The sequence below is a fragment of the Sphingobacterium arenae genome, assembly GCF_014692505.1.
Lineage (GTDB): Bacteria > Bacteroidota > Bacteroidia > Sphingobacteriales > Sphingobacteriaceae > Sphingobacterium > Sphingobacterium arenae.
In genome coordinates, this window is sequence record NZ_JACNYK010000007.1 from 158,555 (window position 1) to 184,927 (window position 26,373).

At 40.5% G+C, this 26,373-nt stretch carries 40 protein-coding genes; 38 read left to right on the plus strand and 2 right to left on the minus strand.

Annotated features, from left to right (window positions below; genetic code table 11):
• Positions 1-34: 34 nt before the first annotated feature.
• The 37 genes from H8B17_RS18820 to H8B17_RS19000 all read left to right on the plus strand — a co-directional run bounded on the left by H8B17_RS18820 (position 35) and on the right by H8B17_RS19000 (position 23,814).
• A complete protein-coding gene (locus H8B17_RS18820) occupies positions 35-1,696 on the plus strand; it encodes a 2-oxo acid dehydrogenase subunit E2 (protein WP_190310779.1) in 1,662 nt (553 codons plus the stop codon).
• A 164-nt stretch (positions 1,697-1,860) separates the two neighbouring features.
• Complete coding sequence (locus H8B17_RS18825) at positions 1,861-3,057, plus strand: serine hydrolase domain-containing protein (RefSeq protein WP_317171071.1); 1,197 nt, start codon at positions 1,861-1,863, stop codon at positions 3,055-3,057.
• Between the two features lie 14 nt (positions 3,058-3,071).
• Positions 3,072-3,431 (plus strand): CoA-binding protein, encoded by a 360-nt coding sequence (locus H8B17_RS18830; protein WP_190310780.1) that lies wholly within the window; start codon positions 3,072-3,074, stop codon positions 3,429-3,431.
• A gap of 214 nt (positions 3,432-3,645) precedes the next feature.
• A complete protein-coding gene (rplC, locus tag H8B17_RS18835) occupies positions 3,646-4,263 on the plus strand; it encodes a 50S ribosomal protein L3 (RefSeq protein WP_190310781.1) in 618 nt (205 codons plus the stop codon).
• A 7-nt stretch (positions 4,264-4,270) separates the two neighbouring features.
• Positions 4,271-4,900, plus strand: coding sequence for a 50S ribosomal protein L4 (gene rplD / locus H8B17_RS18840; protein WP_190310782.1), 630 nt, complete (start codon positions 4,271-4,273; stop codon positions 4,898-4,900).
• 1 nt (position 4,901) lies between these two features.
• Positions 4,902-5,192 (plus strand): 50S ribosomal protein L23, encoded by a 291-nt coding sequence (gene rplW / locus H8B17_RS18845; RefSeq protein WP_130143038.1) that lies wholly within the window; start codon positions 4,902-4,904, stop codon positions 5,190-5,192.
• 6 nt (positions 5,193-5,198) lie between these two features.
• Entirely contained in the window at positions 5,199-6,026 is an 828-nt protein-coding gene (gene rplB / locus H8B17_RS18850; protein WP_190310783.1) for a 50S ribosomal protein L2, read from the plus strand.
• Positions 6,026-6,292 carry a 30S ribosomal protein S19 gene (gene rpsS / locus H8B17_RS18855; RefSeq protein WP_037498931.1) on the plus strand — a complete coding sequence of 89 codons (267 nt, stop codon included), beginning with the start codon at positions 6,026-6,028 and terminating at the stop codon, positions 6,290-6,292. Before rplB ends, rpsS begins: the two co-directional genes overlap by 1 nt.
• 7 nt (positions 6,293-6,299) lie before the next feature.
• On the plus strand, positions 6,300-6,731 hold the full coding sequence (rplV, locus tag H8B17_RS18860; protein WP_223816673.1) for a 50S ribosomal protein L22: 432 nt from the start codon (positions 6,300-6,302) through the stop codon (positions 6,729-6,731).
• A gap of 12 nt (positions 6,732-6,743) precedes the next feature.
• Complete coding sequence (rpsC, locus tag H8B17_RS18865) at positions 6,744-7,532, plus strand: 30S ribosomal protein S3 (protein WP_190310784.1); 789 nt, start codon at positions 6,744-6,746, stop codon at positions 7,530-7,532.
• 58 nt (positions 7,533-7,590) lie between these two features.
• Positions 7,591-8,013: a 50S ribosomal protein L16 gene (gene rplP / locus H8B17_RS18870; RefSeq protein WP_099365474.1), complete on the plus strand. Its 423-nt coding sequence runs from the start codon at positions 7,591-7,593 to the stop codon at positions 8,011-8,013.
• A gap of 91 nt (positions 8,014-8,104) precedes the next feature.
• A complete protein-coding gene (gene rpmC / locus H8B17_RS18875; RefSeq protein WP_190310785.1) occupies positions 8,105-8,323 on the plus strand; it encodes a 50S ribosomal protein L29 in 219 nt (72 codons plus the stop codon).
• 15 nt (positions 8,324-8,338) lie between these two features.
• On the plus strand, positions 8,339-8,593 hold the full coding sequence (gene rpsQ / locus H8B17_RS18880) for a 30S ribosomal protein S17 (protein WP_099370336.1): 255 nt from the start codon (positions 8,339-8,341) through the stop codon (positions 8,591-8,593).
• Positions 8,593-8,961, plus strand: coding sequence for a 50S ribosomal protein L14 (gene rplN / locus H8B17_RS18885; protein ID WP_130143044.1), 369 nt, complete (start codon positions 8,593-8,595; stop codon positions 8,959-8,961). Before rpsQ ends, rplN begins: the two co-directional genes overlap by 1 nt.
• 2 nt (positions 8,962-8,963) lie before the next feature.
• On the plus strand, positions 8,964-9,308 hold the full coding sequence (rplX, locus tag H8B17_RS18890; RefSeq protein WP_223816674.1) for a 50S ribosomal protein L24: 345 nt from the start codon (positions 8,964-8,966) through the stop codon (positions 9,306-9,308).
• Positions 9,308-9,877, plus strand: a complete 570-nt coding sequence (gene rplE, locus H8B17_RS18895) for a 50S ribosomal protein L5 (RefSeq protein WP_190310786.1) — start codon at positions 9,308-9,310, stop codon at positions 9,875-9,877. The genes rplX and rplE overlap by 1 nt, the downstream gene beginning before the upstream one ends.
• Entirely contained in the window at positions 9,870-10,139 is a 270-nt protein-coding gene (rpsN, locus tag H8B17_RS18900; protein ID WP_190310787.1) for a 30S ribosomal protein S14, read from the plus strand. The genes rplE and rpsN overlap by 8 nt, the downstream gene beginning before the upstream one ends.
• A 142-nt stretch (positions 10,140-10,281) precedes the next feature.
• Positions 10,282-10,680 (plus strand): 30S ribosomal protein S8, encoded by a 399-nt coding sequence (rpsH, locus tag H8B17_RS18905; protein WP_190310788.1) that lies wholly within the window; start codon positions 10,282-10,284, stop codon positions 10,678-10,680.
• Positions 10,681-10,703: 23 nt separating this feature from the next.
• Entirely contained in the window at positions 10,704-11,258 is a 555-nt protein-coding gene (gene rplF, locus H8B17_RS18910) for a 50S ribosomal protein L6 (protein ID WP_190310789.1), read from the plus strand.
• A gap of 5 nt (positions 11,259-11,263) precedes the next feature.
• Positions 11,264-11,617, plus strand: a complete 354-nt coding sequence (gene rplR, locus H8B17_RS18915) for a 50S ribosomal protein L18 (RefSeq protein ID WP_190310790.1) — start codon at positions 11,264-11,266, stop codon at positions 11,615-11,617.
• An 11-nt stretch (positions 11,618-11,628) separates the two neighbouring features.
• On the plus strand, positions 11,629-12,147 hold the full coding sequence (rpsE, locus tag H8B17_RS18920; RefSeq protein WP_190310791.1) for a 30S ribosomal protein S5: 519 nt from the start codon (positions 11,629-11,631) through the stop codon (positions 12,145-12,147).
• 5 nt (positions 12,148-12,152) lie between these two features.
• Positions 12,153-12,332: a 50S ribosomal protein L30 gene (gene rpmD, locus H8B17_RS18925; RefSeq protein ID WP_190310792.1), complete on the plus strand. Its 180-nt coding sequence runs from the start codon at positions 12,153-12,155 to the stop codon at positions 12,330-12,332.
• A gap of 118 nt (positions 12,333-12,450) precedes the next feature.
• Positions 12,451-12,897: a 50S ribosomal protein L15 gene (gene rplO / locus H8B17_RS18930; RefSeq protein ID WP_190310793.1), complete on the plus strand. Its 447-nt coding sequence runs from the start codon at positions 12,451-12,453 to the stop codon at positions 12,895-12,897.
• Positions 12,898-12,903: 6 nt separating this feature from the next.
• On the plus strand, positions 12,904-14,247 hold the full coding sequence (secY, locus tag H8B17_RS18935) for a preprotein translocase subunit SecY (protein ID WP_190310794.1): 1,344 nt from the start codon (positions 12,904-12,906) through the stop codon (positions 14,245-14,247).
• 3 nt (positions 14,248-14,250) lie between these two features.
• Complete coding sequence (gene map, locus H8B17_RS18940) at positions 14,251-15,033, plus strand: type I methionyl aminopeptidase (RefSeq protein WP_190310795.1); 783 nt, start codon at positions 14,251-14,253, stop codon at positions 15,031-15,033.
• A gap of 75 nt (positions 15,034-15,108) precedes the next feature.
• A complete protein-coding gene (gene infA / locus H8B17_RS18945) occupies positions 15,109-15,327 on the plus strand; it encodes a translation initiation factor IF-1 (protein WP_021071231.1) in 219 nt (72 codons plus the stop codon).
• Between the two features lie 45 nt (positions 15,328-15,372).
• Complete coding sequence (gene ykgO, locus H8B17_RS18950) at positions 15,373-15,489, plus strand: type B 50S ribosomal protein L36 (protein WP_013665024.1); 117 nt, start codon at positions 15,373-15,375, stop codon at positions 15,487-15,489.
• A 30-nt stretch (positions 15,490-15,519) separates the two neighbouring features.
• Positions 15,520-15,897 (plus strand): 30S ribosomal protein S13, encoded by a 378-nt coding sequence (gene rpsM / locus H8B17_RS18955; protein ID WP_190310796.1) that lies wholly within the window; start codon positions 15,520-15,522, stop codon positions 15,895-15,897.
• Between the two features lie 10 nt (positions 15,898-15,907).
• A complete protein-coding gene (gene rpsK / locus H8B17_RS18960) occupies positions 15,908-16,297 on the plus strand; it encodes a 30S ribosomal protein S11 (RefSeq protein ID WP_190310797.1) in 390 nt (129 codons plus the stop codon).
• A gap of 69 nt (positions 16,298-16,366) precedes the next feature.
• Positions 16,367-16,975: a 30S ribosomal protein S4 gene (rpsD, locus tag H8B17_RS18965; RefSeq protein WP_190310798.1), complete on the plus strand. Its 609-nt coding sequence runs from the start codon at positions 16,367-16,369 to the stop codon at positions 16,973-16,975.
• Between the two features lie 59 nt (positions 16,976-17,034).
• Entirely contained in the window at positions 17,035-18,027 is a 993-nt protein-coding gene (locus H8B17_RS18970) for a DNA-directed RNA polymerase subunit alpha (RefSeq protein ID WP_190310799.1), read from the plus strand.
• A 104-nt stretch (positions 18,028-18,131) separates the two neighbouring features.
• Positions 18,132-18,734 carry a 50S ribosomal protein L17 gene (rplQ, locus tag H8B17_RS18975; protein WP_190310800.1) on the plus strand — a complete coding sequence of 201 codons (603 nt, stop codon included), beginning with the start codon at positions 18,132-18,134 and terminating at the stop codon, positions 18,732-18,734.
• A gap of 135 nt (positions 18,735-18,869) precedes the next feature.
• Entirely contained in the window at positions 18,870-20,006 is a 1,137-nt protein-coding gene (locus H8B17_RS18980; RefSeq protein ID WP_190310801.1) for an aspartate aminotransferase family protein, read from the plus strand.
• 79 nt (positions 20,007-20,085) lie between these two features.
• A complete protein-coding gene (locus H8B17_RS18985; protein ID WP_190310802.1) occupies positions 20,086-21,051 on the plus strand; it encodes a Rossmann-fold NAD(P)-binding domain-containing protein in 966 nt (321 codons plus the stop codon).
• Between the two features lie 16 nt (positions 21,052-21,067).
• Positions 21,068-21,862, plus strand: a complete 795-nt coding sequence (argB, locus tag H8B17_RS18990) for an acetylglutamate kinase (RefSeq protein WP_190310803.1) — start codon at positions 21,068-21,070, stop codon at positions 21,860-21,862.
• Between the two features lie 91 nt (positions 21,863-21,953).
• A complete protein-coding gene (proC, locus tag H8B17_RS18995; protein WP_190310804.1) occupies positions 21,954-22,754 on the plus strand; it encodes a pyrroline-5-carboxylate reductase in 801 nt (266 codons plus the stop codon).
• On the plus strand, positions 22,747-23,814 hold the full coding sequence (locus H8B17_RS19000; RefSeq protein WP_190310805.1) for a M20 family metallo-hydrolase: 1,068 nt from the start codon (positions 22,747-22,749) through the stop codon (positions 23,812-23,814). Before proC ends, H8B17_RS19000 begins: the two co-directional genes overlap by 8 nt.
• Positions 23,815-23,856: 42 nt before the next feature.
• On the opposite strand, the gene H8B17_RS19005 is transcribed toward H8B17_RS19000, so the two are convergent.
• Complete coding sequence (locus H8B17_RS19005) at positions 23,857-24,327, minus strand: Lrp/AsnC ligand binding domain-containing protein (protein ID WP_190310806.1); 471 nt, start codon at positions 24,325-24,327, stop codon at positions 23,857-23,859.
• A gap of 386 nt (positions 24,328-24,713) precedes the next feature.
• Here H8B17_RS19005 and H8B17_RS19010 point away from each other — a divergent pair, with 386 nt between their 5' ends.
• The gene (locus H8B17_RS19010) at positions 24,714-25,757 is read left to right on the plus strand and encodes a hypothetical protein (RefSeq protein WP_190310807.1); all 1,044 of its coding nucleotides are present in this window, start codon (positions 24,714-24,716) and stop codon (positions 25,755-25,757) included.
• Here the strand turns inward: H8B17_RS19010 and ruvC are convergent.
• Positions 25,754-26,317, minus strand: a complete 564-nt coding sequence (gene ruvC, locus H8B17_RS19015; RefSeq protein ID WP_190310808.1) for a crossover junction endodeoxyribonuclease RuvC — start codon at positions 26,315-26,317, stop codon at positions 25,754-25,756. The two genes, H8B17_RS19010 and ruvC, sit on opposite strands and share 4 nt — an antisense overlap.
• Positions 26,318-26,373: the final 56 nt, after the last annotated feature.

The window sequence follows — 26,373 nt, forward strand, 5'->3', positions numbered from 1 at the left end:
TACTTTAACTTAAAGATATAATCTACTATACAATATGGCTGAAGTAGTAAGAATGCCGAAAATGAGCGACACCATGACCGAAGGTGTAATCGCTAAATGGCACAAAAAAGTCGGTGATAAGGTAAACTCTGGTGATTTAGTCGCTGAAGTTGAAACAGATAAAGCAACAATGGATTTTGAATCCTATCAGGAGGGGACATTGTTGTATGTAGGACCCAAAGAAGGCGAAGCGGTAGCAGTTGATGCTGTAATTGCGGTTTTAGGCGAAGAGGGAGAAGATTATAAGGCTCTCTTGGAAGGTGGGGATGCCTCATCTTCTGACAAGAAAGATAAGAAAGAGGAAGACGCTCCAGGGAAAGATGAAGAATCTCCCGCAGACAATGCAGATGATGATTCGTCATCTGTTTCAGCGGAAGACTTAGATTGTACGGTTATTACGATGCCGTTATTGAGTGATACAATGACAGAGGGGGTGATTGCTCAATGGAACTTTAAAGTAGGAGATACCATAAAGTCTGACGATGCCATTGCAGATGTGGAAACGGACAAGGCAACGATGGAAGTAACGGCTTATGCGGAAGGTACATTATTGTACATCGGAGTGGAGGCCGGACAAGCAGCGAAAGTAAATGATATTATTGCTATTGTGGGGCCTGAAGGGACTGATGTAACGCCTTTATTAAAACAGAAATCAAGCGCTCCGAAAGCGTCGAAATCGGAAGAGGCTGAGCAAGAAAAGACGCAAGTGAAAGAAAAGGAAGATGTTTCCTCGTCAACAGCGACTTCTAGCGTGTCAGACGATTCGCGCGTAAAAGCTTCACCTTTGGCTCGCAAGATCGCGAAAGATAAAGGTATCAATCTAAATGATGTAAAAGGTTCTGCTGAGGGGGGACGAATTGTGAAGAAAGACGTGGAAAACTTTGTTCCCAAAGCAAAAGAAGAAACCTCGACACCTACATCTGCTGCTGCAAGTGCAGAAGCTAAAACAATAGCTTTGCCGCAATATATCGGTGAAGAGAAATACACGGAGCAAAAAGTTTCACAGATGCGTAAAACGATTGCTCGTCGATTATCGGAATCTTTATTCACAGCGCCGCATTTCTATTTGACAATTTCAGTAGATATGGACAATGCGATACAAGCGCGTGGTCAAATTAATACCGTGGCACCTGTAAAGGTGTCGTTTAACGATATTGTGATTAAAGCGGTTGCTGTAGCGTTAAAACAGCATCCTGCTGTAAACTCTTCTTGGCAGGGGGATACGATTCGCTTTAGTGAGCATGTGAATATCGGAGTAGCGATGGCTGTAGAAGACGGGTTATTGGTGCCGGTTGTGCGTTTTGCTGACGGCAAATCGTTGTCTCACATTTCTGCTGAAGTGAAAGAGTATGGCCAAAAAGCAAAAGCTAAAAAACTGCAACCATCAGATTGGGAAGGTTCGACGTTCACGGTATCCAATCTCGGTATGTTTGGAATAGATGAGTTTACATCTATTATCAATTCGCCCGATGGGGCTATTTTATCTGTTGGCGCGATACAACAAGTTCCGGTCGTAAAAGATGGTGCTGTTGTTCCTGGCAATGTGATGAAGCTGACGCTGGGTTGTGATCATCGTGTGGTTGACGGAGCTACAGGAGCAGCATTCTTGCAAACATTGAAAGGCTTGTTAGAAGCACCAATCAGGCTTCTAGCGTAAGGGTAAGTGTTTTAATATTACGACAAAGGAAAGGACATCTATAGAACGATGTCCTTTTTTTATAAACGATAGAGAATAATCCTTGATTTTTCCTTTAATAAATATTAATTTGGAACAGTAGCATTTATTTAATTTAAACCGTAGTACATTTGAGAGGCAGTTTAGTGAGTATACATTTTTTGAAGATCTTAATTATCAGTTTGTTTGTAGGTTTGGTGTCCTGTTCATCGCCGGCAGCGAAGCAGAAGAAAATAGAGAAGCAGCAGCAAAAGCAACAAGAGAAGGACAGTATTGCGCTTCTGTATAATCCGGCGGATGGAGACAAAGAATTAGACGCCTTTATGCAGAATTTACATCGGAAATTGGCTTTTAACGGAAATGTACTGATAGCCAAAAAAGGGAAGATAATTTATCAAAATACATTTGGTTGGGCAGATTATCTTCATAAAGATAGTTTGAAGATTGCCTCTAGATTTGAGCTAGCATCTGTTTCGAAACCATTAACGGCATTAGCGGTCTTGAAATTAGTGGAGGAGGGGAAACTACGATTGGAGCAAACAGTGAATGATTTTTTTCCTGATTTTCCTTACCCCGGTGTCACGGTTCAGATGCTATTGAGCCACCGTAGTGGTCTGCCGAATTATATTTATTTTTCGGAGGAGGCTTGGAAGGATAGGACAAAAGCAATGAGCAATATGGATGCGATGAATTTACTTATAGAGCATAAGCCAATGCGATACGGTGCTCCTGATGGGCGCTTCCACTACAATAACTCCAATTTTATGGTACTAGCCTCGATTATAGAAAAGGTAACGAAGCAGGATTTTGCGGTGTATATGAAAGAATCGATTTTTGATCCAGCGGGAATGAAAAATACAGCTGTATTATCTAAAGCGGTTTATGATAAAATTCCGACGGATGTTATTGGTCACGATAGGGTGTGGAGGAGATCCGTAGTGCAAAATTATTTGGATGGCCCCGTGGGAGATAAGGGAATTTACAGCACAGTGCAAGATTTATTCCTGCTCGATATTGCATTAAAAGAGGGGCGGGTAATCGGTAAAGCTATGTTAGATTCCGCGTATGTGCCTCGTAGTGACGCAAGGCGTAGTCTTTTTAGCTATGGTTATGGTTGGCGTACCTTTTCACCGAAAGAGGCGCAAATAGTTTATCATACTGGTTGGTGGCATGGATTTCGTAATTTATATGTGCGGGATCTGACGAATGATATTACCGTAGTCCTACTGTCCAATATGGTAAATGGTAGTTTGGTAAAACTTGATGATTTATATGAGATTTTGAAAATGCCTGTTTTAAGGCAAAATGCTTATAATGCAAATGGTGATTTCATTGTCAACTAGCTTATATTCAATTTATGAAGAAGACACTTATCGTGGGAGCGAGCAATAACCCAGCTCGTTATGCTTATTTGGTAGCAAATAAATTAGTTCGCAAAGGATATCCGATCGTGAACGTGGGGCGAAAAAAAGGAAAAGTAGCCGGTGTAGATATAGAAAATATGGACGATATCCATTCGGATATTGACACGATTACACTGTATGTCGGTCCCCAAAATCAGTCGGTTTATTACGACTATATTTTACAGACAAAACCTAAACGCGTGATTTTTAATCCGGGCACGGAGAATGAAGAGCTTAAGCAAAAGCTCCAAGACGCCGGCATTGAAGCGGTAGAAGCTTGTACTCTGGTGATGCTGAATACGGAACAGTATTAACCGGATTGCTGAGCGGTTAGTTTTAAATCTGTTTATTTCCTGGCCTAGCGGCCCGAAATAATATATGCAAAGAGGATTTGCGGATTTAAAAAATAATACGCTAACTATTTGATACTTATAAAATTCTTCCTACCTTTGCAATCCCTTTGTGGGGAATTGTGTCTTGAGCGAAGCCCTACTGCTTCGATGGACGATTAATTAATTAATATATAAGATGTCAGGAATTATTGGTAAAAAAGTAGGAATGACCAGCCTGTTCGATGCGGAAGGGAAGAATATCCCTTGTACAGTAATTGAGGCTGGGCCGTGCGTGGTTACGCAGATACGTACGGTAGAAAAGGATGGCTATTCGGCTGTTCAGCTTGGCTATGATGATGCCAAAGAAAAGAACACGACAGCTCCTTTAAGAGGACACTTTGCAAAAGCAGGGGTTAGTCCTAAGCGTAAACTAGTTGAGTTTAAGTATTTTGAAGATGAGAAACAACTAGGGGACACGGTGAATGTTACGATCTTTGAAGAAGGTGAGTATGTTGACGTAGTCGGCACTTCAAAAGGTAAAGGCTTCCAAGGTGTAATGAAGCGTCACGGATTTGGTGGTGTAGGAGGTGCGACCCACGGTCAGCACAACAGATTACGTGCTCCAGGTTCGTTAGGTGCAGCTTCTTGGCCGTCTCGCGTATTCAAAGGAAAACGTATGGCTGGCCGCACGGGTGGTGACAGAGTAAAGATTCAAAACCTACAAGTTTTGAAAATTTATCCTGAGCAAAACCTTATTGTTGTTAATGGTTCCGTTCCAGGGGCTAAAGGTTCTTATGTAATCGTAGACAAATAGTAGAGAAATGGAAGTTAACGTATTAAATTTATCAGGTAAAGAAACAGGTGCCAAGGTGCAGCTTCCTGAGTCCGTATTCGGCGTAGAGCCAAACGACCATGCGATCTATTTGGATGTGAAACAATATTTAGCGAACCAACGCCAAGGAACACATAAGTCCAAACAACGTAACGAAATCGCGGGTTCTACTCGTAAATTACACAAACAAAAAGGTACTGGTGGTGCTCGTGCGGGTTCGATCAAGTCTCCATTGTTTAATGGCGGTGGTCGTGTATTTGGTCCACAGCCTCGTGATTATTCGTTCAAATTGAACAAAAAGTTGAAGCAAGTGGCGCGCAAGTCTGCATTGAGCTACAAAGCTAAAGAGAACAACATCTTAGTATTGGACGAAGTAAATTTCGATGCAATCAAAACCAAAAATTACGTGTCGTTCATCAATGCTTTAAACTGTGCCGATGAGAAAACTCTTCTCGTATTGCCAGCAGAAAACAAGAACGTTTATTTATCAAGCAGAAACTTGAAGAAAGCAAAAGTTATCGTTGCAACAGAATTAAATACCTATGATGTATTGAATGCGACTAAACTTTTGTTGACGACAGATACTGTTAAAACTTTGGAGGAAGCATTCGCTAAGTAATATGGAAATTATCAAAAAACCTATTTTGACTGAGAAAGCTTCGTTATTGACGGAGAAATTAAACCGTTACGCTTTCAAAGTTGATCACAGAGCTAATAAAATCCAGATCAAGCAAGCTGTTGAAGAGATGTTTGGTGTGACTGTTTTGGCAGTTAACACAGCGGTTGTAGCCGGTAAAGCTAAAAGCCGTTATACAAAAGCAGGATTTGTATCGGGAAGAGCTCCTAAATATAAAAAGGCCATCATCACAGTGAAAGATGGTGAAACTATTGACTTTTACAGTACACTATAATAAGAAATGGCAGTTAAAAGATTCAAACCGGTTACCCCTGGTACTCGCTTTAGAGTAGGTGCCGACTATTCGGACGTTACCACTAACGTTCCTGAGAAATCATTAGTCGTTGGCATCAACAAGAAATCAGGTGGTCGTAATAAGTCCGGTAAAATGACTATGCGTTATCTCGGTGGGGGACATAAAAAAGTATACCGATTAATTGATTTCAAACGCGATAAAAAAGACATCCCTGCAAAAGTAGCTACCATTGAGTACGATCCGAATCGTACGGCACGTATTGCCTTGTTGCATTACGCTGATGGTGAAAAACGTTATATCATCGCTCCAGCTGGGTTAACAGTTGGCCAAACGATAATAGCAGGTGATCATGTAGCCCCAGAAGTAGGCAATACATTGCCGTTAGCAAATATTCCGTTAGGTTCTATCATTCATAATATTGAGTTGAACCCTGGTCAAGGTGGTTCTATTGCTCGTTCGGCTGGTACATATGCACAATTATCTGCTCGTGACGGTAAGTACGCTATTATTAAATTGCCTTCAAGCGAAACACGTATGATCTTGTTAACTTGTGTTGCGACTATCGGTTCGGTATCGAACGCGGAAAAAGCAAATCAGGTGCTAGGTAAAGCAGGTCGTAAACGTCACTTAGGACGTCGTCCTCGTGTCCGTGGTGTAGCTATGAATCCGGTCGATCACCCAATGGGTGGTGGTGAAGGCCGTACATCAGGAGGACACCCTCGTTCACGTACGGGTGTGTTGGCTAAAGGCTTCAAAACACGCGCTAAGAAAAAAATATCGAATCGTTACATCATTGAGAGAAGGAAAAAATAATGGCTCGTTCAATTAAAAAAGGTCCTTATATCGATCACAACTTAGAAAGAAAAGTTCTTTCTATGAATGAAACAAACAAAAAATCAGTAATCAAAACATGGTCTCGCAGATCAATGATTTCACCTGATTTTGTTGGCCATACCTTCGCAGTGCATAATGGAAATAAATTCATTCCTGTGTATGTAACAGAAAATATGGTTGGTCACAAGCTTGGTGAATTTGCGCCTACGCGTACATTCAAAGGCCACGCAGAAAAGAAAAAATAATTAGGTAATGGAAGCAACAAAAAAACTCAAAAAATCTGTCTTAATCAGACAGCGTAAAGAGCAGGAAAAAGCTCAGGTAGGAGGAGCTTCTACTGCCAAGTTATTGAACTGCCCTACTTCACCGCGTAAAATGCGTTTAGTGGTAGATCTTATCCGCGGCGAAAAAGTGGAATCAGCTCTTTATATCTTGAAGCACTCGGGAAAAGAAGCTGCTGCCCGTGTTGAGAAATTATTATTATCAGCTATTAAAAACTGGGAAGCAAAAAATGAAGGTGCTTCTTTGGAGGAAAGCGCGTTATACGTGAAGGAGATCCAGGTAGGTGGCGGTCGTCAATTGAAAAGATTACGTCCGGCTCCCCAAGGTCGTGGATATAGAATCCGTAAACGTTCAAACCACGTAACACTGGTAGTAGATAGCTTAAATAACGTAAATAACTAATTTAGAATAAGAATGGGACAAAAAGCAAATCCAATAGGTAGCAGATTAGGGATCATCAAAGGATGGGACTCTAATTGGTTCGGAGGCAACAACTATTCTGATAAGTTAGTTGAAGACGAAAAAATCAGAAAGTATCTTTCTGTACGTATAGCTAAAGGTGGTGTAGCAAAGGTTGTTATTGAAAGAACTTTAAAAAGAATTACCGTTACTATCCATACCGCTCGTCCAGGAATCGTTATCGGTAAAGGTGGTCAGGAAGTAGATAAGATTAAAGAAGAATTAAAAAAGCTGACGAAAAAGGACGTTCAGATCAATATCTTCGAAATCAAACGTCCTGAGCTCGATGCAAAGTTGGTAGCAGAAGGTATTGCGAAACAGTTGGAAGCTCGTATTTCATTTCGTCGTGCAATGAAAACTGCAATCGCATCGACCATGCGTATGGGTGCTGAGGGCATTAAGGTGATGTGTTCTGGTCGTTTAGGAGGTGCTGAAATGGCACGTACTGAGCAGTATAAAGAAGGAAGAACACCACTTCATACACTTCGTGCCGATATCGACTATGCATTAGCGGAAGCGTTGACTACTTACGGAAAAATCGGTGTGAAAGTTTGGATCTGTAAAGGAGAGGTTTACGGTAAACGTGATTTATCTCCTAACATCGGACAAACGTCAAATACGAAGACGCGTGGTGGAAATGAAGGTGGAGACCGTCGTGACAATCGTAAAGGTGGTGCACGTGGTGGAAACAACCGCGGTGGCAGTAATCGTGGCGGAAACCGTGGTGGTTCAAACAGAGGATAATTAGTTAATTAGATTAAAATAGATATCCGCCAATTGACGGATTAAATAAAATACGAACATGTTACAGCCAAAAAGAACGAAGTTCAGAAAGATGCAGAAAGGCCGTATGAAAGGTAACGCTTCCCGTGGAGCGGAGTTAGCTTTCGGTTCTTTCGGTATCAAGTCAATGGAGCCAGCATGGATCACTAGCCGCCAAATAGAGGCTGCACGTATTGCCGTTACACGTTATATGAAACGTGAAGGTCAAGTGTGGATCCGTATTTTCCCTGATAAGCCTGTTACCAAAAAACCTGCAGAGGTGCGTATGGGTAAAGGTAAGGGAGCTCCAGAATACTGGGTAGCCGTAGTCCGCCCAGGCCGTATGTTATTTGAAGCAGAAGGCGTACCTTTGGAAATTGCCAAAGAAGCGTTACGTTTAGCTGCCCAAAAATTACCGGTTCAAACGAAGTTTGTTATACGTAGAGACTACGTAGAAGCATAAACGTTGGTAATGTCAATAGTTTGGTTTTGTGTCCGTTACACACAAGATGCTGTATAAACATATTGATAACCCGACACAACACTGAAAGAAAATGAAGAATTCAGAAATTATCGAATTATCACAAGAGGAACTTACAGCTCGTCTCGAGCAAGAGAAGACTGCTCTTAACAAGTTGAAATTTGCACATGCTGTTTCTGCTATTGAGAATCCCAATGCGATCAAAGCAGGACGCAAGACTATCGCTCGTATCTCGACAGAGATTTCAAAACGTAGAATTGCTGCACAATCTGAAACAGCCGCTGAGGCATAAATGTAAAGTCGAAAAATGGAAAGAAATTTAAGAAAAACAAGGATCGGCTTGGTAGTTAGCAACAAGATGGACAAGTCTATCGTAGTAGCTGTTGAACGTAAAGTAAAACACCCTATCTACGGTAAGTTTGTGAAAAAAACTACTAAATTCAAAGCTCATGACGAAACAAATACCTGCGGTATCGGCGACACGGTATTAATCATGGAGACACGTCCGCTGAGTAAAACAAAGAATTGGAGATTGGTTGAAATATTAGAAAGGGCTAAATAATGGTACAACAGGAATCAAGATTAAATGTAGCCGACAACTCAGGAGCTAAAGAAGTTTTAGTAATCCGAGTATTAGGCGGAACGCGGAAGCGCTATGCATCTATCGGTGATAAAGTTGTTGTTACCGTGAAGAGCGCTTTACCTTCAGGAAATGTGAAGAAAGGAACCGTTTCCAAAGCAGTAGTTGTACGTACGAAAAAAGAAATCCGTCGTAAAGATGGGTCTTACATCCGTTTCGATGACAATGCTGCTGTATTATTAAATAATAATGATGAACCACGCGGAACACGTATCTTCGGCCCAGTAGCTCGGGAATTACGTGAGAAGCAGTTCATGAAAATTGTATCACTAGCACCGGAGGTTTTATAATTATGGCACAGAATAAAAAATCAACTACGCACAAAATCAAGATTAAGAATGGTGATTTGGTGAAAGTTATCGCCGGTAACGCTAAAGGTGTTCAGGGTAAAGTTCTACGGGTTATAAAGGAGACTAATAGAGCAGTTGTGGAAGGCGCTAATATCGTTAAGAAACACACGAAGCCTAATGCTGCTAACCCTAACGGTGGTATCATTGAGAAAGAAGCTGCTATTCACATCTCTAATATCGCGTTGATTGATCCGAAGTCCGGTGAGACTACTCGTGTTGGTCGTCGTGTGAATGCAGATGGCAAAATTGTTCGTTACGCAAAAAAATCAGGGGAGGAAATTAAATAATGACTTACGTACCAAGATTAAAAGCGAAATATGCGGATGAAATCCGTACAGCGCTAAAGGAAAAATTCCAGTATAAAAGCGTTATGCAAGTCCCCAAGCTTGAAAAGATTGTTGTATCACAGGGTGTTGGTGCTGCTACCGCGGATAAGAAATTAATCGATAACGCAGTGGCTGAGTTGACATTAATTACAGGTCAGCAGGCGGTTCCTACAAAATCAAAGAAGGATATCTCAAACTTTAAATTGCGTAAAGGAATGCCAATTGGTGCGCGTGTAACGTTACGTGACAACAATATGTACGAATTCCTTGACCGTTTGGTAGCGGTATCTTTACCTCGTATCCGCGATTTTCGTGGTATCAACGAGAAAGGTTTTGACGGAAGAGGTAACTATAATTTGGGGATTACCGAACAGATTATTTTTCCAGAGATTAATATTGATAAAATCAATAAAATTCAAGGTATGGATATTACGTTCGTGACTTCAGCCGACAATGATGTGGAGGCTTTGGAGTTGTTGAAACAATTCGGTTTACCATTCAAAAATCAAAATTCAAACAACAATGGCTAAAGAAGGAATAAAAGCACGTGAACTTAAGCGTCAAAAACTGGTAGCTAAATTTGCAGAGAAGCGCGCAGCTTTAAAGGCTGCGGGCGACTATGCGGCTTTAGATAAATTGCCAAAGAATGCTTCACCCGTACGTTTGCACAACCGTTGTAAATTGACTGGTCGTCCTAAAGGATATATGCGCCAATTTGGTATCTCTCGCGTAACTTTCCGTGAGATGGCATTGGAAGGTAAAATCCCGGGAGTGAAAAAAGCTTCTTGGTAATCAGAAAAAAAACATTTACTTTTGCCCGGGCAAATCTTATAAGGATTTGCTGGGCTTTTCATTTTGAAAATATTTATTAACGGACGACAGGTCTTTGGCTTCGGTTAGTCACGGAAACCATTGTCATAATTTTAATCATATAATGAATACAGATCCAATAGCGGATTACCTTACACGAGTAAGGAATGCCATTAAGGCCAACCACAGGGTTGTTGAAATTCCTGCATCGAACCTTAAAAAAGAGATTACCAAAGTTCTTTTTGATAAAGGTTATATTGCTAACTATAAATTCGAAGAAAACGGACCTCAAGGTAATATTAAAATTGCTTTGAAATACCATCCGGTTAGCAAAATTCCGGCTATTCGCACATTGACACGTGTGAGTAAACCTGGTTTAAGAAAGTATGCAGGCGTTGATACCATGCCTCGTGTTTTGAACGGTCTGGGAATCGCAATTCTGTCCACCTCCAAAGGAGTAATGACAGACAAAGAAGCCCGTCTGCAAAACGTAGGTGGTGAGGTTTTATGTTACGTTTATTAATCTAGGTAAAAAACACAAAAGAAATGTCAAGAATTGGAAAAGCGCCTATCGCTATTCCTTCGGGAGTAACGATTAATGTATCAGATAAAAATCTGGTAACGGTAAAAGGACCCAAAGGCGAATTAACACAACAAGTAGACAGCGACATTACCGTTAAAGAGGAAGACGGTCAGATCTTAGTTGCGCGTCCTACTGAACAAAAGAGACACAAATCGTTACATGGTTTGTATCGTGCCTTAATCAATAATATGGTTATAGGTGTAACTGAAGGATACAAAACTACACAGGAGCTTGTCGGTGTAGGTTATCGTGCAACAAGTAACGGTAATACATTGGAGTTAGCCTTAGGTTTCTCTCACCCGATTGTTTTTATATTGCCAAAGGAAGTTAAAGTAAGTACTACTTCAGAAAAAGGTAAAAATCCTACGATTACTTTGGAAAGCGCTGACAAGCAGTTAATCGGTCAGATAGCTGCAAAAATCCGTGGTTTCCGTAAGCCTGAGCCTTACAAAGGAAAAGGTGTTAAGTTTGTAGGGGAAGTATTAAGAAGAAAAGCAGGTAAATCAGCTAAAAAATAATAACCATGGCAGGAAATAAAACATCTCGCAGAGAGCGAATTAAAAAAGGAATAAGAAAGAGCCTGACTGGAACGGCTGAGCGCCCACGTTTATCCGTTTTTAGAAGCAACAAGGGTATCTATGCTCAAATTATTGATGACGAGGCTGGTAAAACGTTAGCTTCAGCGTCTTCGGGTTCAAAAGAATTTGCCGCAAACGGCACGAAAGTTGATCAATCGAAGGCTGTCGGGAAATTAGTGGCAGAGAAAGCTGTAGCAGCAGGTATTAGCAAAGTAGTTTTTGACCGTAATGGGTACTTATACCATGGCCGTGTAAAATCATTGGCTGAAGGTGCTCGCGAAGGCGGTTTGGACTTTTAATCAATAAGAACATGGCAGTAAGCAATATAAAAAGAGTGAAATCAAGCGAGATTGAGTTAAAAGATCGCTTAGTGAGTATCCAGCGCGTGGCGAAAGTAACCAAAGGGGGACGTACCTTCAGTTTTTCGGCAATCGTCGTAGTGGGTGACGAAAATGGGATCGTGGGGTATGGTCTCGGTAAGGCAAAAGAGGTTACCGAAGCTATTACGAAAGGTATCGATGATGCGAAGAAAAACTTGATTAAAGTTCCTATCATCAAGGGTACTGTTCCTCACGAGCAACATGGGAAATTTTCCGGTGGCCGTGTTTTGATTAAGCCAGCTGTTGATGGTACAGGGGTACTAGCAGGTGGTGCAATGCGTGCTGTATTGGAAAGCGCGGGTATTAAGGACGTACTAGCAAAATCATTAGGTTCATCAAATCCACATAATGTGGTGAAAGCAACAGTTGATGCGTTGGTTAAACTTCGTGATGCCTACACTGTTGCCCAGAACCGCGGCGTCGATTTAAATAAAGTATTTAACGGTTAATTATCATGGCAAAAATTAAAATCACCCAGATAAAGAGCGTTATCGACAGAAGCGAGCGCCAAAAGAGAACTATTCAGGCTCTTGGCCTGAAACGTATCAACCACTCTGTGGAGGTTGAGGCTACACCGTCCATTATCGGTATGGTGAGAAAGGTCAACCACTTAGTAGCGGTAGAGACAGTTTAACATAGAATAGGTAAATGGAAAGGATCTTAGGTTCTTTCCATTCCGTTTATTAATTAATTATTCATCGTTACGACCTGTTTAGTGAGAGCGAAGGCGTAACACAACATTTTAAGACAAAATGAATTTAAGTAGTTTAAAACCAGCTAAAGGTTCTGTTAAAAACAGAAAACGTATCGGTAGAGGTCAGGGATCTGGTCGTGGTGGTACATCGACCCGTGGTCATAAAGGTGCCGGTTCACGTTCGGGACACTCTACGAAGATTGGTTTTGAGGGTGGTCAGATGCCTTTGCAACGCCGTGTACCTAAGTTTGGTTTCAAAAACATGAACCGCGTCGAATATAAAGGAATTAACTTAGACGTATTGCAGGAGTTAGTAACCAAATATGATTTAACAGTTATTGACTTCGATACGTTAAAAGCACATGGATTAGTGGCCAAAAAAGATTTAGTGAAGATCTTGGGTCGTGGAGAATTAACTACTAAATTAGAAGTTAAGGTTCACGCTTTTTCAGCTTCGGCACAGAAAGCAATTGAAGCTGTAGGTGGTTCTATCGAAAAACTATAAAATTACATGAAGAAACTAATCACAACCTTAACCAATATATGGAAAATAGAAGATTTAAGAAATCGTATCATTACGACATTGCTACTTCTTCTTATCTACCGTATTGGTTGTCACGTGGTTCTACCGGGTGTCAACCCCGATGCATTAGTGGCTCGAAGTAGCGAAGGAAATAGCATATTGGATTTGATCAATATGTTTGCCGGCGGATCATTTTCGCGATCGGCAATTTTCGCGTTAGGTGTAATGCCTTACATTTCTGCATCTATCGTTGTTCAGTTATTGGGGATAGCGGTTCCTGCATTTCAGAAGATGCAAAAGGAAGGTGAATCGGGTCGTAAGAAAATGACGCAGATTACGCGTTATCTGACTTTGGCGATTACTATAGTTCAAGCAGTGGCTTATGTGAAGACACAAGTTCCTGCCGAGGCAAAGACATTAGCCGAACCTATGTTCACTATTCTTTCTGCGATCGTGTTAACGGCAGGTACCTTGTTTGTGATGTGGCTTGGTGAAAAAATTACAGATAAAGGTATTGGGAATGGTATCTCTCTGATTATTATGGCAGGTATCATTGCACAGTTGCCAGCTGGGATTGTAGCCGAATGGGGATCGCGTATGAGTCCTAGCGGTGGTGGACCTATTCCACTTCTACTGGAATTTGTAGCCCTCTTCTTTGTCGTGATTTTTGCGATCCTGGTTGTCCAGGGAATTCGTAAAGTTCCGGTGCAATACGCTAAGAAAATTGTTGGTAATAAGCAGGTAGGCGGTGTACGTCAGTACATTCCTTTAAAAGTTAATGCTGCGGGCGTAATGCCTATTATCTTTGCACAGGCTATTATGTTCTTGCCCATGGCGTTATCGCAGTTTTTCCCAGATTTACAGTCTGACTTTTTGGCGTCATTGAGCAACTATACTTCAGTTGCTTACAACGTAACATTTGCTGTTCTCATTATTGCGTTTACCTTTTTCTATACTGCAATTATGGTCAACCCGCAACAAATGTCTGAGGATATGAAGAAGAATGGCGGTTTTATTCCTGGGATAAAACCCGGGTATGATACGAATATTTTCATTGATAACGTCATTTCCCGTATTACTTTTCCAGGAGCTATATTCATCGCAATTATTGCGGTGTTACCGGCTTTAGCGGCGAAATTAGGTGTGAATAATCAATTCGCACACTTCTATGGAGGTACTTCTTTATTGATTTTGGTAGGTGTAGTGTTGGATACATTGCAGCAGATTGAGAGCCATTTGTTGATGCGTCATTATGACGGCTTGATGAAGACAGGAAGAGTAAAGGGACGTTCGACGGCTACCGTAGAAGGTGTCGATCAATCAGCACTTTAATAAATGTCTAAAGTTTATTATAAAACAGAAGAACAAATTGAGCAAATACGAGAGTCTGCAAATGTGCTCTCGTTATTGCTTGGTGAAATAGCAAAGGCAGTAACACCTGGAGTTACAACACTATCGTTGGATAAATTAGCCCATGATTTTATTCATGACCATGGTGGCACACCTGCTTTTTTAAATTATCAAGGTTTTCCATATTCGCTTTGTATATCTGTGAACGATCAAGTGGTACATGGATTTCCGAGTGATTATGTGCTGAAAGAAGGAGACATTGTTTCCGTAGATGGGGGGGTTAATCTGAAAGGATTCATTAGCGACTCAGCATATACCTTTGGTGTAGGCGAAATTTCAACCGAAGCCCAACAACTATTAGATGTCACGAAAGCTTCGTTATATAAAGGTATAGAGCAGGCAATTGCGGGTAAGCGTGTAGGCGATATTTCTGCAGCTGTGCAAGAGCATGTTGCTCCTTACAATTATGGAATAGTAAGAGAGCTAGTAGGACATGGTGTTGGTTTACATCTACATGAGAAACCCGAGGTTCCTAATTATGGGAAAAGAGGTTCCGGTCCGAAATTGGATACTGGTTTAGTCGTTTGTATTGAGCCGATGATTAATGCAGGCAAAGCTGGAGTTAAATTTTGGGATGACGGTTGGACAGTAAGTACAATTGATGGTAAATTGTCTGCACATTTTGAACAGATGGTTGCTATCCGGAAGGGCGCTCCGGATGTCTTGTTGACGTTCGAGCATGTGGAAGAAGTTTTGAGTAAAAAGTAGTTGGTTTTCAGTATTTTTTATTTATCTTTGCACTCCTGTTTGTACAGGCTAAAATGTAATTAAGTTAGTATATATATGGCTAAACAAGCCTCAATCGAACAAGACGGTATAATTAAGGAGGCGCTTTCGAATGCGATGTTCCGGGTAGAGTTGGAAAATGGACATGAAATTATTGCCCATATTTCGGGTAAGATGCGTATGCACTACATCAAGATTTTGCCTGGGGACAAAGTGAAGCTAGAAATGTCGCCTTATGATTTAACAAAGGGAAGAATTACCTACCGCTATAAATAGTGGCCGGTTTTTTTTCGGTATAATTGGCTTTGAAATATTATAACAATGAAAGTTAGAGCATCAATAAAAAAACGTAGCGCGGACTGTAAGATTATCCGTCGCAAAGGAAAGGTTTTTGTAATCAACAAAAAGAACCCTAAGTTTAAGCAACGTCAAGGGTAGTTTAATTAACATAATCGCTTAAAGTATTATATGGCAAGGATAGCAGGTATAGATTTACCTAAAAACAAAAGAGGCGTAATAGGCCTTACCTACATCTTCGGTATCGGTCGTTCTACAGCGGCTTATATTTTGGAGAAGGCAGGTATCAGTGAGGATGTTAAAGTTTCGGAATGGAACGATGATCAATTGACCGCCATTCGTAACATCATTAACGACGAAATTAAAGTGGAAGGTGCCTTACGTTCTGAAGTTCAATTGAACATTAAACGTTTGATGGATATTGGTTGTTACCGTGGTTTACGCCATCGTAAGCATTTACCTCTTCGTGGTCAACGTACAAAAAACAACTCGCGTACTCGTAAAGGTAAACGTAAAACAGTTGCAAACAAGAAGAAAGCTACTAAATAATAATTAAGAAATGGCTAAAAGTAAAAAGGTTACCAAAAAACGTGTTGTCGTTATTGAGCCTGTTGGTCAAGCTCACATCAACGCTACCTTTAACAACATCATCATTACTTTGACAAACAATCAAGGTCAAACTATTTCCTGGTCTTCAGCTGGAAAAATGGGTTTCAGAGGTTCTAAAAAGAACACTCCGTATGCTGCTGGTCAAGCTGCTCAAGACTGTGGAAAGGTTGCGCACGACCTAGGTTTGCGCAAGGTTGAAGTTTTTGTGAAAGGACCGGGAGCTGGACGTGAGTCGGCAATTCGTACATTACAAACTATTGGAATCGACGTGACTACTATCAAGGATATCACGCCACTTCCACACAATGGTTGTCGCCCTCCAAAAAGGAGAAGAGTTTAATAAGTTTATTGTTTAAGATAAGATTCGTCAGCTATAGGCTGATAGATACTTCAAACAGAGAGAAAAAAAATGGCAAGATATACAGGACCTAAGTCCAAGATCGCACGTAAATTCAGAGAGCCGATTTTTGGGCCTGACAAAGCATTAGAGAAAAAGAATTACCCTCCAGGACAACATGGTCAGTCAAGAAGAAGAGGTAAGCAGTCGGAATATGCTATTCAGTTGTTGGAAAAGCAAAAGACAAAATATACATACGGTGTTTTGGAGCGTCAGTTCCGGACGCTTTTTGCAAAAGCATCGGCGAAACAAGGTATTACCGGTGAGATCTTCCTGAAATTATTGGAAGCCCGCTTGGATAATGTTGTTTATCGTTTAGGTATTGCACCTACACGTGCAGCTGCTCGTCAGTTGGTATCACATAAGCATGTTACGGTTAACGGTAACGTCGTTAACATCCCATCATATAGTTTACGTCCGGGCGATGTAGTCGCGGTTCGTGAACGTTCGAAATCTTTGGAGGCTATTGTGGCTTCTGTAGAAGGAAGAAAAATCAACAAATTCAATTGGTTAGATTGGAATGCAAACGAGCTAACAGGAACGTTTGTCACCTTCCCAGAAAGAGTTGATATTCCAGAGAACATTAAAGAAAACTTAATCGTAGAGTTGTACTCTAAATAATAAAATACTGCTCTTAGCGTATTTTATGTTTATTAATAAAAACTTTTAAAAGAAAATAAATGGCAATTTTAGCATTTCAAAGACCGGATAAAGTTATCATGCAAAAATCAACAGATTTTGATGGTACTTTCGAATTTCGTCCATTAGAGCCTGGTTTTGGTGTAACTATTGGTAATGCTTTGCGCCGTATTTTATTGTCCTCTCTAGAAGGATATGCAATTACGTCGGTAAGGTTTTCAGGCGTTTCGCATGAGTTTTCTACTATCAAGGGTATTGTTGAGGATGTTACGGAAATCATTTTGAACCTGAAGCAAGTTCGTTTCAAGAAAACTGGTGAACAAGGTGATAATGAGAAAATCTTCGTTGTTATCAATGGTCAGGATCAGTTTAAAGCAGGCGATATTACGAAGTTCTCTAATAATTTTACCGTTTTAAATCCAGATTTTGTCATCTGCAACATGGATAATTCGGTTACTATAGAGGTTGAACTTTCGGTGGCTAAGGGACGCGGTTATGTGAATGCTGAAGAAAATAAAGTTACAGATGGCCCTCTTGGTTTTATCGCTGTCGATTCTATTTATACGCCGATTAAGAACGTAAAATACACCATCGAGAATTATCGTGTAGAACAGAAAACCGACTATGAGAAATTATTGTTGGATATTTCTACAGATGGTTCGATTCATCCTGAGGAAGCCTTGAAAGAAGCTGCCAAAATCTTGATTCAGCACTTCATGTTGTTCTCCGACGAAAACATGTTGTTAGAGTCGCAAACAAAAGAGGAAACCAAAGTCGTAGACGAGGAAATTTTACACATGCGTAAAGTTCTGAAAACAGAATTGGTAGATTTAGATCTTTCTGTTCGTGCGTTGAATTGTTTGAAAGCAGCAGATATTCGTACATTAGCAGAATTGGTCACGTACGATGTAGCAGATATGTTGAAGTTCCGTAACTTCGGTAAAAAATCGTTAAGTGAAATTCAAGAACTGGTTAAATCAAAAGGTTTATCTTTCGGCATGAATCTATCCAAATTTAAGTTGGACGAAGAATAACATTAAATTAAAAAATTAAGCGACCTGTTGCGTAATTCCCCTAGAAGGGTTGAAGAGAAATTTAGAGATCCCGAACGGACGGTACGCACAAAAAACACAAAAAAATGAGACACGGAAAAAAAGTAGATAAATTAGGGCGCACTGACAGTCACCGTAAGGCGATGTTAGCCAATATGGCGACTTCATTGATCAAACATAAGCGTATTACAACAACCTTAGCGAAAGCGAAAGCGTTGCGCAAGTATGTTGAACCGTTAATTACAAAATCAAAAAGTGATACGACGCATTCTCGCCGTACTGTTTTTGCATATTTAAAAGACAAGGAAGCCGTTACGCTTTTATTCCGCGAGATTTCGGAAAAGGTGGCATCTCGTCCCGGTGGATATACACGTATAATTAAGTTGGAAAACCGCCTCGGTGACAACGCTGAAATGGCGTTTATCGAATTGGTAGACTACAACGAGATTTACGGTAAAATAGTGAAGGAAGAGAAGAAAGCAACTCGCCGACGCGGAGGCAAAAAGAAAGCGACGGAGAAAACGGCTGAAGGTGAAACAGCCGAAGTTGAAGTTACTGAAGAAGTAGTACCGACGGAAGAAGTTAAAGAAGAAGCTCCTAAAGCGGAGGCAGTGGCGGAGGAAATTCCTGCAACAGAAGAGGCTCCTGAAACAGCAGAATCTTCGGATACAGAAGAGAAAAAAGACTAATATTTTATCTCATTTATGAAAAAGCCCGTCACTTATATGACGGGCTTTTTTTATTTCATATTTACTTATTATTTTCAGCACGTTACGTTATATTTGCGTATAGTATTTTATCCATACCCGTTTATTTTTTCATACATGGATTTATTTAATGTTTATCCCATAAACCCTATTAACATTGTAAGAGCAAAGGGGTCTAGCGTTTGGGACGCAGCCGGTACAGAGTACCTTGATCTATACGGTGGACACGCTGTAATCTCCATTGGGCACAGCCATCCTCATTATGTAGAAACCCTCACAAAACAATTGAATCGAATTGGATTCTATTCAAATTCGGTAGAAATTCCATTGCAGAATCAATTGGCGCGACAATTGGGAGAGATGTCCGGTAAGGATAATTATGCGTTATTTCTTTGTAATTCCGGAGCTGAGGCTAATGAAAATGCATTGAAATTGGCTTCGTTCCACAATCGGCGGAAGAAGATTGTCGCTTTTACCAAGGCATTTCACGGACGTACTTCATTGGCTGTCGCGGCTACAGATAACCCCGCTATTGTGGCTCCTGTAAACCAGACGGACAACGTCGCGTTTCTCCCTTTTAATGATGAAGAGGCATTAACTCGTACTTTTCAGGATTCGGGGGAGGAGATTTCAGCTGTAATTATCGAAGGTATACAAGGTGTGGGGGGAATACGAGAAGCTTCCGTTTCTTTTCTTAAGGCGATTCGTTCACTTTGTGATAAGTATGGAGCCGTATTTATTGCAGATGCTGTACAGTGTGGTTATGGCCGCACCGGTGATTTTTATTCGCAGGATTATGCAGGTGTAGATGCAGATATATATTCTATGGCGAAAGGGATGGGAAATGGATTTCCTATTGGCGCAATTAGCATATCACCTAAATTTAAAGCCTCATTTGGTATGTTAGGGACCACTTTTGGCGGTAATCACTTGGCATGTGCAGCGGCAATTGCCGTATTGGACGTGATGAAGGAGGAAAACTTACTTGCAAATACACAAAATGTTGGACAATATCTCCTTACAGAATTGAATAAGTTTGATAAAGTAGAAGAGGTGAGGGGAAGAGGGTTGATGATAGGCGTTGTATTGCCCACAGAATTATCGAATGTGAAAAAGGATCTTTTGCTAAAGAATAGAATTTTTACGGGCGAAGCAAAACCTAATATCATTCGGATTTTACCTGCTTTGAATATAACGAAAGATATTGCAGATACTTTTTTAACTGCACTTGATGAACGCCTTAAAGCGTGTTAAATTGAATACTTTATTATTAAATTTGATATTCAACATTGGCCACTGATTACTAATCATTGGTCACTCTTAATTTTAAAAGATGGACAAATTTTTTTCAGTTGCTGATATTGATGATTTAGACTCGGTCGTGCGAGAAGCACTGTCGTTAAAGGCCAATCCATACAATTGGCGGGAACTCGGCAAGAACAAGACATTGGGTTTAGTATTTCTGAATCCAAGTTTGCGTACACGTTTGAGTACCCAGAAAGCGGCAATGAGCCTAGGTATGGATGTTATGGTTATCAATATGGATAAAGAAGGTTGGGCATTGGAAACCCGAGATGGCGTTATCATGAATGGAACAACCGTAGAGCATATCCGGGAAGCTGCTGCCGTTATGGGTGAATATTGTGATATCTTAGGCTTGCGTTCTTTCCCCAGCTTGAAGGATAAAGTAGCTGATTATACAGAGGAGTTGTTTAATAAATTTGTGAAATTTTGCGGTGTTCCGGTTGTTTCTTTGGAAAGTGCCACGCGTCATCCTTTACAAAGTTTAACGGATTTAATTACGATTACAGAACATAAAAAGGTGGCTAAACCTAAAGTAGTATTAGCTTGGGCACCTCATGTCAAAGCGTTGCCACAAGCCGTTCCGAATTCTTTTTCCGAATGGATGTGTAAGGCGCAGGAGCAGAATCTGGTTGATTTCACTATTGCACATCCCCTAGGGTATGATTTGAGCGAAGAATTTACATCTGGTGCGTATCTCACGAACAATTTGGATGATGCTTTGGCTAAAGCAGATTTCGTATATGTAAAAAATTGGTCGTCTTATCGTGATTATGGGCAGGTTTATCCCGTGGAAGGAGACTGGTTGATAACCAATGAGAAATTAGGCTTGACGAATGATGCAAAAGTGATGCATTGTCTACCTGTACGACGAGATTTAGAGCTGTCGTCGGAGATTCTCGATGGACCCAATTCTTTGGTTATCAAAGAGGCGGGTAACCGCGTATGGGCAGCTCAAGTAGTTTTAAAACGTATGTTGGAAAATCTTAAAAAATAAAAATATTCAGTTATCTATGAGTAGTGGGTTGCATATTATTAAAATCGGGGGAAATGTCATCGATGACGATATCCAGTTACAAAGTTTTTTGGAAAAATTTGCGGCATTACAAGGCAAGAAGATATTAGTCCATGGGGGGGGGAAGATAGCTACGCGAATTGCTGCAGATTTAGGGATTCGAGCAAAATTAGTGGATGGTCGGCGTATCACTGACAAACCGATGTTGGACGTAACAACGATGGTATACGCTGGTCTAACAAATAAACATATTGTTTCTTCACTTCAAAAATATGGTTGTGATGCGTTAGGGTTGTGCGGAGCGGACGGGAATACAATCAAGGCGGTTAAACGTCCCGTAAGGAAAATTGATTACGGGTATGTTGGGGACATTTTAGTAGATTCCGTAAATACGCTTAATATCAAGAAATTTCTGGAGGCAGGGTTTACGCCTGTATTTTCAGCAATTACCCACAATGGTTTGGGACAATTGTTGAACACCAATGCGGATACCATTGCCTCGGCGCTAGCTGTTTCATTGGCAAAGATATATGAAACGAAGTTAATTTACTGCTTTGAAAAAAATGGTGTGTTACGAAATGTAGACGACCCGGAATCGGTTATCAAGTCAATAAAGGCTGACGAATTCGAGACCTTAAAGGAGGATAAAGTTATTTACGAAGGGATGATTCCAAAACTGGAAAATGCTTTTGACGCACTTGGGAAAGGAGTGAAAAATGTATATATTGGTAATGCCTTAAACCTACACAAATATCAGCAGGGAGAATTTGGTACTTGTTTGTTATCGAAATAAACTAACCTTCACGGTTGATTCAGACATATAAGGAGATCAAACAACCTGATAGCTTCGTTACGCTGAAATATAAATTTATATAGATGAAAAAATGAGTAAAATAACAATAATTGGTGGTGGCAATATCGGGCTATCCCTCGCTAAAGGGCTGGTGAAGTCGGGGCAATATGTAGCCGCGGAGATAACGTTGACACGTAGAAACCTTGCTAACCTTCAAGAGGAGGCCACATTTGGTTTCCAGGTAAGTGATAATAATGCACAGGCGGCTGTAAACGCTGAAATAATCGTGCTGGCTATTTTACCTCAACAACTCCGTAACGTCTTGGAAGAGCTGAAGAATACCGTGCGTGTCGGACAAATAATTGTTTCCGTAGTATCAGGTGTTAGTTGCGCGAATATCAAAGAAGTGTTGGGTGCAGACAAATTGGTGGTTCGTGCTATGCCAAATACGGCGATCGCTATTGGTCAATCCATGACATGTATAGCGGCTGACGATTCCGCAGATAAGGAAATTAAAAGGGTAGAACAGCTATTTGAATCCGTGGGAGCGGTAGTGGTCATTCAAGAAGATCTCATGACCTCTGCTACAGCGCTTTGCGCTTGTGGGATCGCCTTCTTTTTAAGGGCTATTCGAGCGGCTTCGCAAGGAGGTGTGGAAATTGGTTTTCATGCACATGATGCCTTGAAAATGGCAGTACAAACAGCTAAAGGGGCGGCGGATTTGCTGCTACAAACACAAAATCACCCGGAAGGCGAGATTGATAAAGTTACTTCGCCTAAAGGATGTACTATCGCTGGCTTGAATGAAATGGAACACCATGGATTCAGCTCGGCATTTATAAAAGGAATAAAGCTGTCTGCGGAAAAGGCAGGGGGATTATATAATGATTAAGAGTATAACTTATCTAATAGAAGAAGCAATTTCGCTATTGAAGGAATTAATAGCCTTGCCCTCTTTTAGCAAAGAAGAAAGCGACACAGCAGATTTACTATGTCGTTTTTTTCATGATAGGGGAATAGCCTACGAGCGTATCGGTAATAATGTATGGGCGTATAATAAATACAAAGACGACTCGAAACCCTGTGTCTTGTTGAATTCCCATCATGATACGGTAAAACCAAATAGCGGTTATACAAAAGATCCGTTTGATCCGATGGTGAAAGAAGACAAGCTGTTTGGTTTGGGAAGTAACGATGCGGGAGGATGTTTGGTATCCTTAATAGCGGCATTCTTGTATTATTATGAACGGGAAGATTTGCGCTATAATATTTGTTTGCTAGCTTCTGCAGAAGAGGAGATTTCGGGCAAATCCGGTGTCGAGGAAGCTATCAAGCATATTGGACCAATGGATTTTGCTGTTGTTGGAGAACCTACCAAACTGCATATGGCTGTGGCAGAAAAAGGGTTGATGGTCTTGGATTGTGAAGCCATTGGTATTGCTGGACATGCTGCACGAGAAGAGGGAGAAAACGCCATATATAAAGCGATGGAGGCGATAAATTGGTTTCGTACCTTTCAATTTCCGAAAGTTTCATCCCACTTAGGTCCTGTAAAGATGTCTGTTACTGTAGTGAATGGTGGCACACAGCATAATGTCGTGCCGGCATCTTGCATATTTGTCGTCGACGTACGTACCACCGATGTTTATAACAACCAAGAGGTTCTGGACATCATCAAGCAGCATGTTTCGGTTAAGGTAACCCCCCGTTCCACCAGGCTCAATCCTTCGACGATTGAATTGGATCATCCGATTGTTCAATCGGGCATAAGTTTGGGAGCAAAGACTTTCGGTAGCCCGACAATGAGCGATCAAGCATTGTTACCTGTTCCATCTGTAAAAGTAGGGCCGGGCGATTCGGCCAGATCGCATGCTGCAGATGAGTATATATTTTTAACAGAAATTGAACAAGGCGTTGCTTTTTATATTGATTTACTGAAGAATGTCCTGTAAAAAAGAGAAAAAGTGGCGGAATTCCGCCACTTTTTCTCTTTTTTACAAAGTTATTTGCCTTTTTATGCTTTCTTCAAGCGAAATAATAGTTTCTGTCCGCTGAATACCTGTCAAGGATTGGATGTCTTCGTTTAATACTTTACGTAGGTGTGCGGTATCTCGGCATACAATCTTAGCGAACATGCTGTACTGTCCGGTACAATAATGTAGCTCGACAACCTCTTTTATATCTTGTAGTTGTTTTACGGCATCAGCGTACTGGGAACCCTTTTCTAAATAAATCCCCAGAAATGCGGTGATATCAAAACCTACCTTTTGTGGGTTAACAATCAGCTGGGAACCTTTAATGATTCCTAGTTCTTCCATTTTTTTCATCCTTACATGGATGGTTCCTCCTGAAACGATTAGTTTTTTTGCTATTTCTGTGTATGGAATTGATGCGTCATCCATTAAAGTAGACAAAATTTGTATGTCTAAGTTGTCTAAATCGTAATTTGAATACTTTTTATCCATGAAAAATGGTGTTTTTTATTAAAAAAATGTGTTTATTTTAAAATTTATATAAAAATAAAATAAAATTTCCATAAAATTTGAGGGTTTTCTATATTTGTGTTAACAAAAAATGAGTGAAAAACATCTTTTGTTACAAAATAGCATGTTACTTCCCTCAAATAACATAGGTTTATAATTGGTTAGCGTAAGAAACTCCTCTCCCCGGGGAGTTTCTTCATTTATCTACTACCTTTCTTAAACCTACTGGAGGTGTTTTTTTTATTTTTTGTAAAAATACTAAGTATTTTTGTAATACAATTTTATTTTTGATAAAAAATAGCCTATTTATTACGAAAGTTTTATTTTAATTCTTTGCTGTAAATTTTGTATTTTCGGAAAAATAAGTAATGAAAATCGATGACGTCACCATATCGCGTAAAAAACCTATTTATCCGGTAGGTACAGGACTTAATAAATATCTTCGTATGTACCAACGTGATGCTAAATTGCCCTTAGCATATCGTGAATTGTTGAATTTCGTGGAAACGGTACCTGTGATGGATAAGTATGGAAATGACACACTTTGGGAGACGCCGTTGTATCCGCCTCATCTACAGGATCAGCTGTACGACGCGTTACGAGTAGTGTATGCTAAACTTAAAGCATCTGGGAACACCCGTATTGTGGAGCATAAGATTATTGATAGGATAGAGTATTGTGCATTTGGGAATACCAAACCTTTTCGGGTGCGTATTATTAACCGCTTAAATGACGTGTACGATTATTTTTATATCAAGCAGGCCGATGCCTCCCGCATATATGGGCTGGAGTTGGAAGAGATTCTTTCGCCGAATCAAGTAAATTATTTGGTAGATCGTGATACGTTAGTGGAAGAACATATTGTTGGTATACCGGGAGATGTGTTTAGCAAAGCGGGTATATACAACCCTGAATATAACCAGACCCGTATTGCAAAAGAGTTTGTGAAGTTTAATGAACGTTGTATTATCTCACTGTTAGGAGACATGCGTGCATACAACTTTGTTATGCAGATCACACCGGATTTCGATGATTTTCAATTTCGTATTCGGGCCATTGATTTCGATCAGCAATTTTACGAAGGAAATCCTAAAGTATATATGCCTCAGTATTTTAAGGAAAATCTTACATATGTACAGCTGGCTATGGAACATCTAAACGAAAAAACTGTAATGCAGTATCAGCAAGAGGAGCGTTCATCTATTGTACATCGCGTACGTAGTGAACGTCATCGTATTAAAGATTTACGAGATGCATCTAAATTGCAGGCATTATCAACACCGGAGAATATTAAAAGATTAAAAGAAGGGTATGGAGCATTCTATAATAATGCAACCTATTTAGATTGTACGTCTATGACGGATATTGTGGAACTGAATGTGAAGAATGTTATCCGCCAAGTGAAACTCTAACTTAGCCTACGTTGATTGTCCTTGACAAAGGCTTCCCATCCTGAATAATTCTTTTTCTCTGTATTACTATTTTGTTGGAAAGCATGGCATACGGCAACAGCTAATCCGTCGGTCGCATCGAGAAACTCTGGAGTCTCCTTAAATTGGAGGATTGTTTTTAACATGGCGGCCACTTGTTCTTTGCTGGCGCTTCCGTTTCCGGTAACAGATTGCTTTATCTTACGGGGGGCGTATTCAAAGATAGGGATGTCCACACTCAACGCAGCCGCCATAGCAACGCCCTGCGCTCTTCCGAGTTTAAGCATAACCTGAATATTTTTTCCATAGAAAGGCGCTTCCAACGCGACACAATCTGGTTGGTATTCTTGTATAAGAGATGTCGTTTTCTTAAAAATACGTTGCAGTTTCAATCCTTGATCATCTAGGTGTCCCATTTTAATAACCCCCATGCTGAGTAACGATATTTTTTGTCCTGTTTGTTTGACTAGTCCATACCCCATGACCACCGTACCCGGGTCTATTCCCAAAATAATGCGTTCTTTAGCCTTCTCCCTTTGCATGATGCAATATTACGATTTTGAAATCTGAAATCTTCCGTTCTAGAGATAATAATTCT

Bases quoted from the DNA above. Each gene is read 5' to 3' on its own strand.
- H8B17_RS18820 (WP_190310779.1), top strand. From the start codon at position 35: ATGGCTGAAGTAGTAAGAATGCCGAAAATGAGCGACACCATGACCGAA.
- H8B17_RS18830 (WP_190310780.1), top strand. From the start codon at position 3,072: ATGAAGAAGACACTTATCGTGGGAGCGAGCAATAACCCAGCTCGTTAT.
- rplC (WP_190310781.1), top strand. From the start codon at position 3,646: ATGTCAGGAATTATTGGTAAAAAAGTAGGAATGACCAGCCTGTTCGAT.
- rplD (WP_190310782.1), top strand. From the start codon at position 4,271: ATGGAAGTTAACGTATTAAATTTATCAGGTAAAGAAACAGGTGCCAAG.
- rplW (WP_130143038.1), top strand. From the start codon at position 4,902: ATGGAAATTATCAAAAAACCTATTTTGACTGAGAAAGCTTCGTTATTG.
- rplB (WP_190310783.1), top strand. From the start codon at position 5,199: ATGGCAGTTAAAAGATTCAAACCGGTTACCCCTGGTACTCGCTTTAGA.
- rpsS (WP_037498931.1), top strand. From the start codon at position 6,026: ATGGCTCGTTCAATTAAAAAAGGTCCTTATATCGATCACAACTTAGAA.
- rplV (WP_223816673.1), top strand. From the start codon at position 6,300: ATGGAAGCAACAAAAAAACTCAAAAAATCTGTCTTAATCAGACAGCGT.
- rpsC (WP_190310784.1), top strand. From the start codon at position 6,744: ATGGGACAAAAAGCAAATCCAATAGGTAGCAGATTAGGGATCATCAAA.
- rplP (WP_099365474.1), top strand. From the start codon at position 7,591: ATGTTACAGCCAAAAAGAACGAAGTTCAGAAAGATGCAGAAAGGCCGT.
- rpmC (WP_190310785.1), top strand. From the start codon at position 8,105: ATGAAGAATTCAGAAATTATCGAATTATCACAAGAGGAACTTACAGCT.
- rpsQ (WP_099370336.1), top strand. From the start codon at position 8,339: ATGGAAAGAAATTTAAGAAAAACAAGGATCGGCTTGGTAGTTAGCAAC.
- rplN (WP_130143044.1), top strand. From the start codon at position 8,593: ATGGTACAACAGGAATCAAGATTAAATGTAGCCGACAACTCAGGAGCT.
- rplX (WP_223816674.1), top strand. From the start codon at position 8,964: ATGGCACAGAATAAAAAATCAACTACGCACAAAATCAAGATTAAGAAT.
- rplE (WP_190310786.1), top strand. From the start codon at position 9,308: ATGACTTACGTACCAAGATTAAAAGCGAAATATGCGGATGAAATCCGT.
- rpsN (WP_190310787.1), top strand. From the start codon at position 9,870: ATGGCTAAAGAAGGAATAAAAGCACGTGAACTTAAGCGTCAAAAACTG.
- rpsH (WP_190310788.1), top strand. From the start codon at position 10,282: ATGAATACAGATCCAATAGCGGATTACCTTACACGAGTAAGGAATGCC.
- rplF (WP_190310789.1), top strand. From the start codon at position 10,704: ATGTCAAGAATTGGAAAAGCGCCTATCGCTATTCCTTCGGGAGTAACG.
- rplR (WP_190310790.1), top strand. From the start codon at position 11,264: ATGGCAGGAAATAAAACATCTCGCAGAGAGCGAATTAAAAAAGGAATA.
- rpsE (WP_190310791.1), top strand. From the start codon at position 11,629: ATGGCAGTAAGCAATATAAAAAGAGTGAAATCAAGCGAGATTGAGTTA.
- rpmD (WP_190310792.1), top strand. From the start codon at position 12,153: ATGGCAAAAATTAAAATCACCCAGATAAAGAGCGTTATCGACAGAAGC.
- rplO (WP_190310793.1), top strand. From the start codon at position 12,451: ATGAATTTAAGTAGTTTAAAACCAGCTAAAGGTTCTGTTAAAAACAGA.
- secY (WP_190310794.1), top strand. From the start codon at position 12,904: ATGAAGAAACTAATCACAACCTTAACCAATATATGGAAAATAGAAGAT.
- map (WP_190310795.1), top strand. From the start codon at position 14,251: ATGTCTAAAGTTTATTATAAAACAGAAGAACAAATTGAGCAAATACGA.
- infA (WP_021071231.1), top strand. From the start codon at position 15,109: ATGGCTAAACAAGCCTCAATCGAACAAGACGGTATAATTAAGGAGGCG.
- ykgO (WP_013665024.1), top strand. From the start codon at position 15,373: ATGAAAGTTAGAGCATCAATAAAAAAACGTAGCGCGGACTGTAAGATT.
- rpsM (WP_190310796.1), top strand. From the start codon at position 15,520: ATGGCAAGGATAGCAGGTATAGATTTACCTAAAAACAAAAGAGGCGTA.
- rpsK (WP_190310797.1), top strand. From the start codon at position 15,908: ATGGCTAAAAGTAAAAAGGTTACCAAAAAACGTGTTGTCGTTATTGAG.
- rpsD (WP_190310798.1), top strand. From the start codon at position 16,367: ATGGCAAGATATACAGGACCTAAGTCCAAGATCGCACGTAAATTCAGA.
- H8B17_RS18970 (WP_190310799.1), top strand. From the start codon at position 17,035: ATGGCAATTTTAGCATTTCAAAGACCGGATAAAGTTATCATGCAAAAA.
- rplQ (WP_190310800.1), top strand. From the start codon at position 18,132: ATGAGACACGGAAAAAAAGTAGATAAATTAGGGCGCACTGACAGTCAC.
- H8B17_RS18980 (WP_190310801.1), top strand. From the start codon at position 18,870: ATGGATTTATTTAATGTTTATCCCATAAACCCTATTAACATTGTAAGA.
- H8B17_RS18985 (WP_190310802.1), top strand. From the start codon at position 20,086: ATGGACAAATTTTTTTCAGTTGCTGATATTGATGATTTAGACTCGGTC.
- argB (WP_190310803.1), top strand. From the start codon at position 21,068: ATGAGTAGTGGGTTGCATATTATTAAAATCGGGGGAAATGTCATCGAT.
- proC (WP_190310804.1), top strand. From the start codon at position 21,954: ATGAGTAAAATAACAATAATTGGTGGTGGCAATATCGGGCTATCCCTC.
- H8B17_RS19000 (WP_190310805.1), top strand. From the start codon at position 22,747: ATGATTAAGAGTATAACTTATCTAATAGAAGAAGCAATTTCGCTATTG.
- H8B17_RS19005 (WP_190310806.1), bottom strand. From the start codon at position 24,327: ATGGATAAAAAGTATTCAAATTACGATTTAGACAACTTAGACATACAA.
- H8B17_RS19010 (WP_190310807.1), top strand. From the start codon at position 24,714: ATGAAAATCGATGACGTCACCATATCGCGTAAAAAACCTATTTATCCG.
- ruvC (WP_190310808.1), bottom strand. From the start codon at position 26,317: ATGCAAAGGGAGAAGGCTAAAGAACGCATTATTTTGGGAATAGACCCG.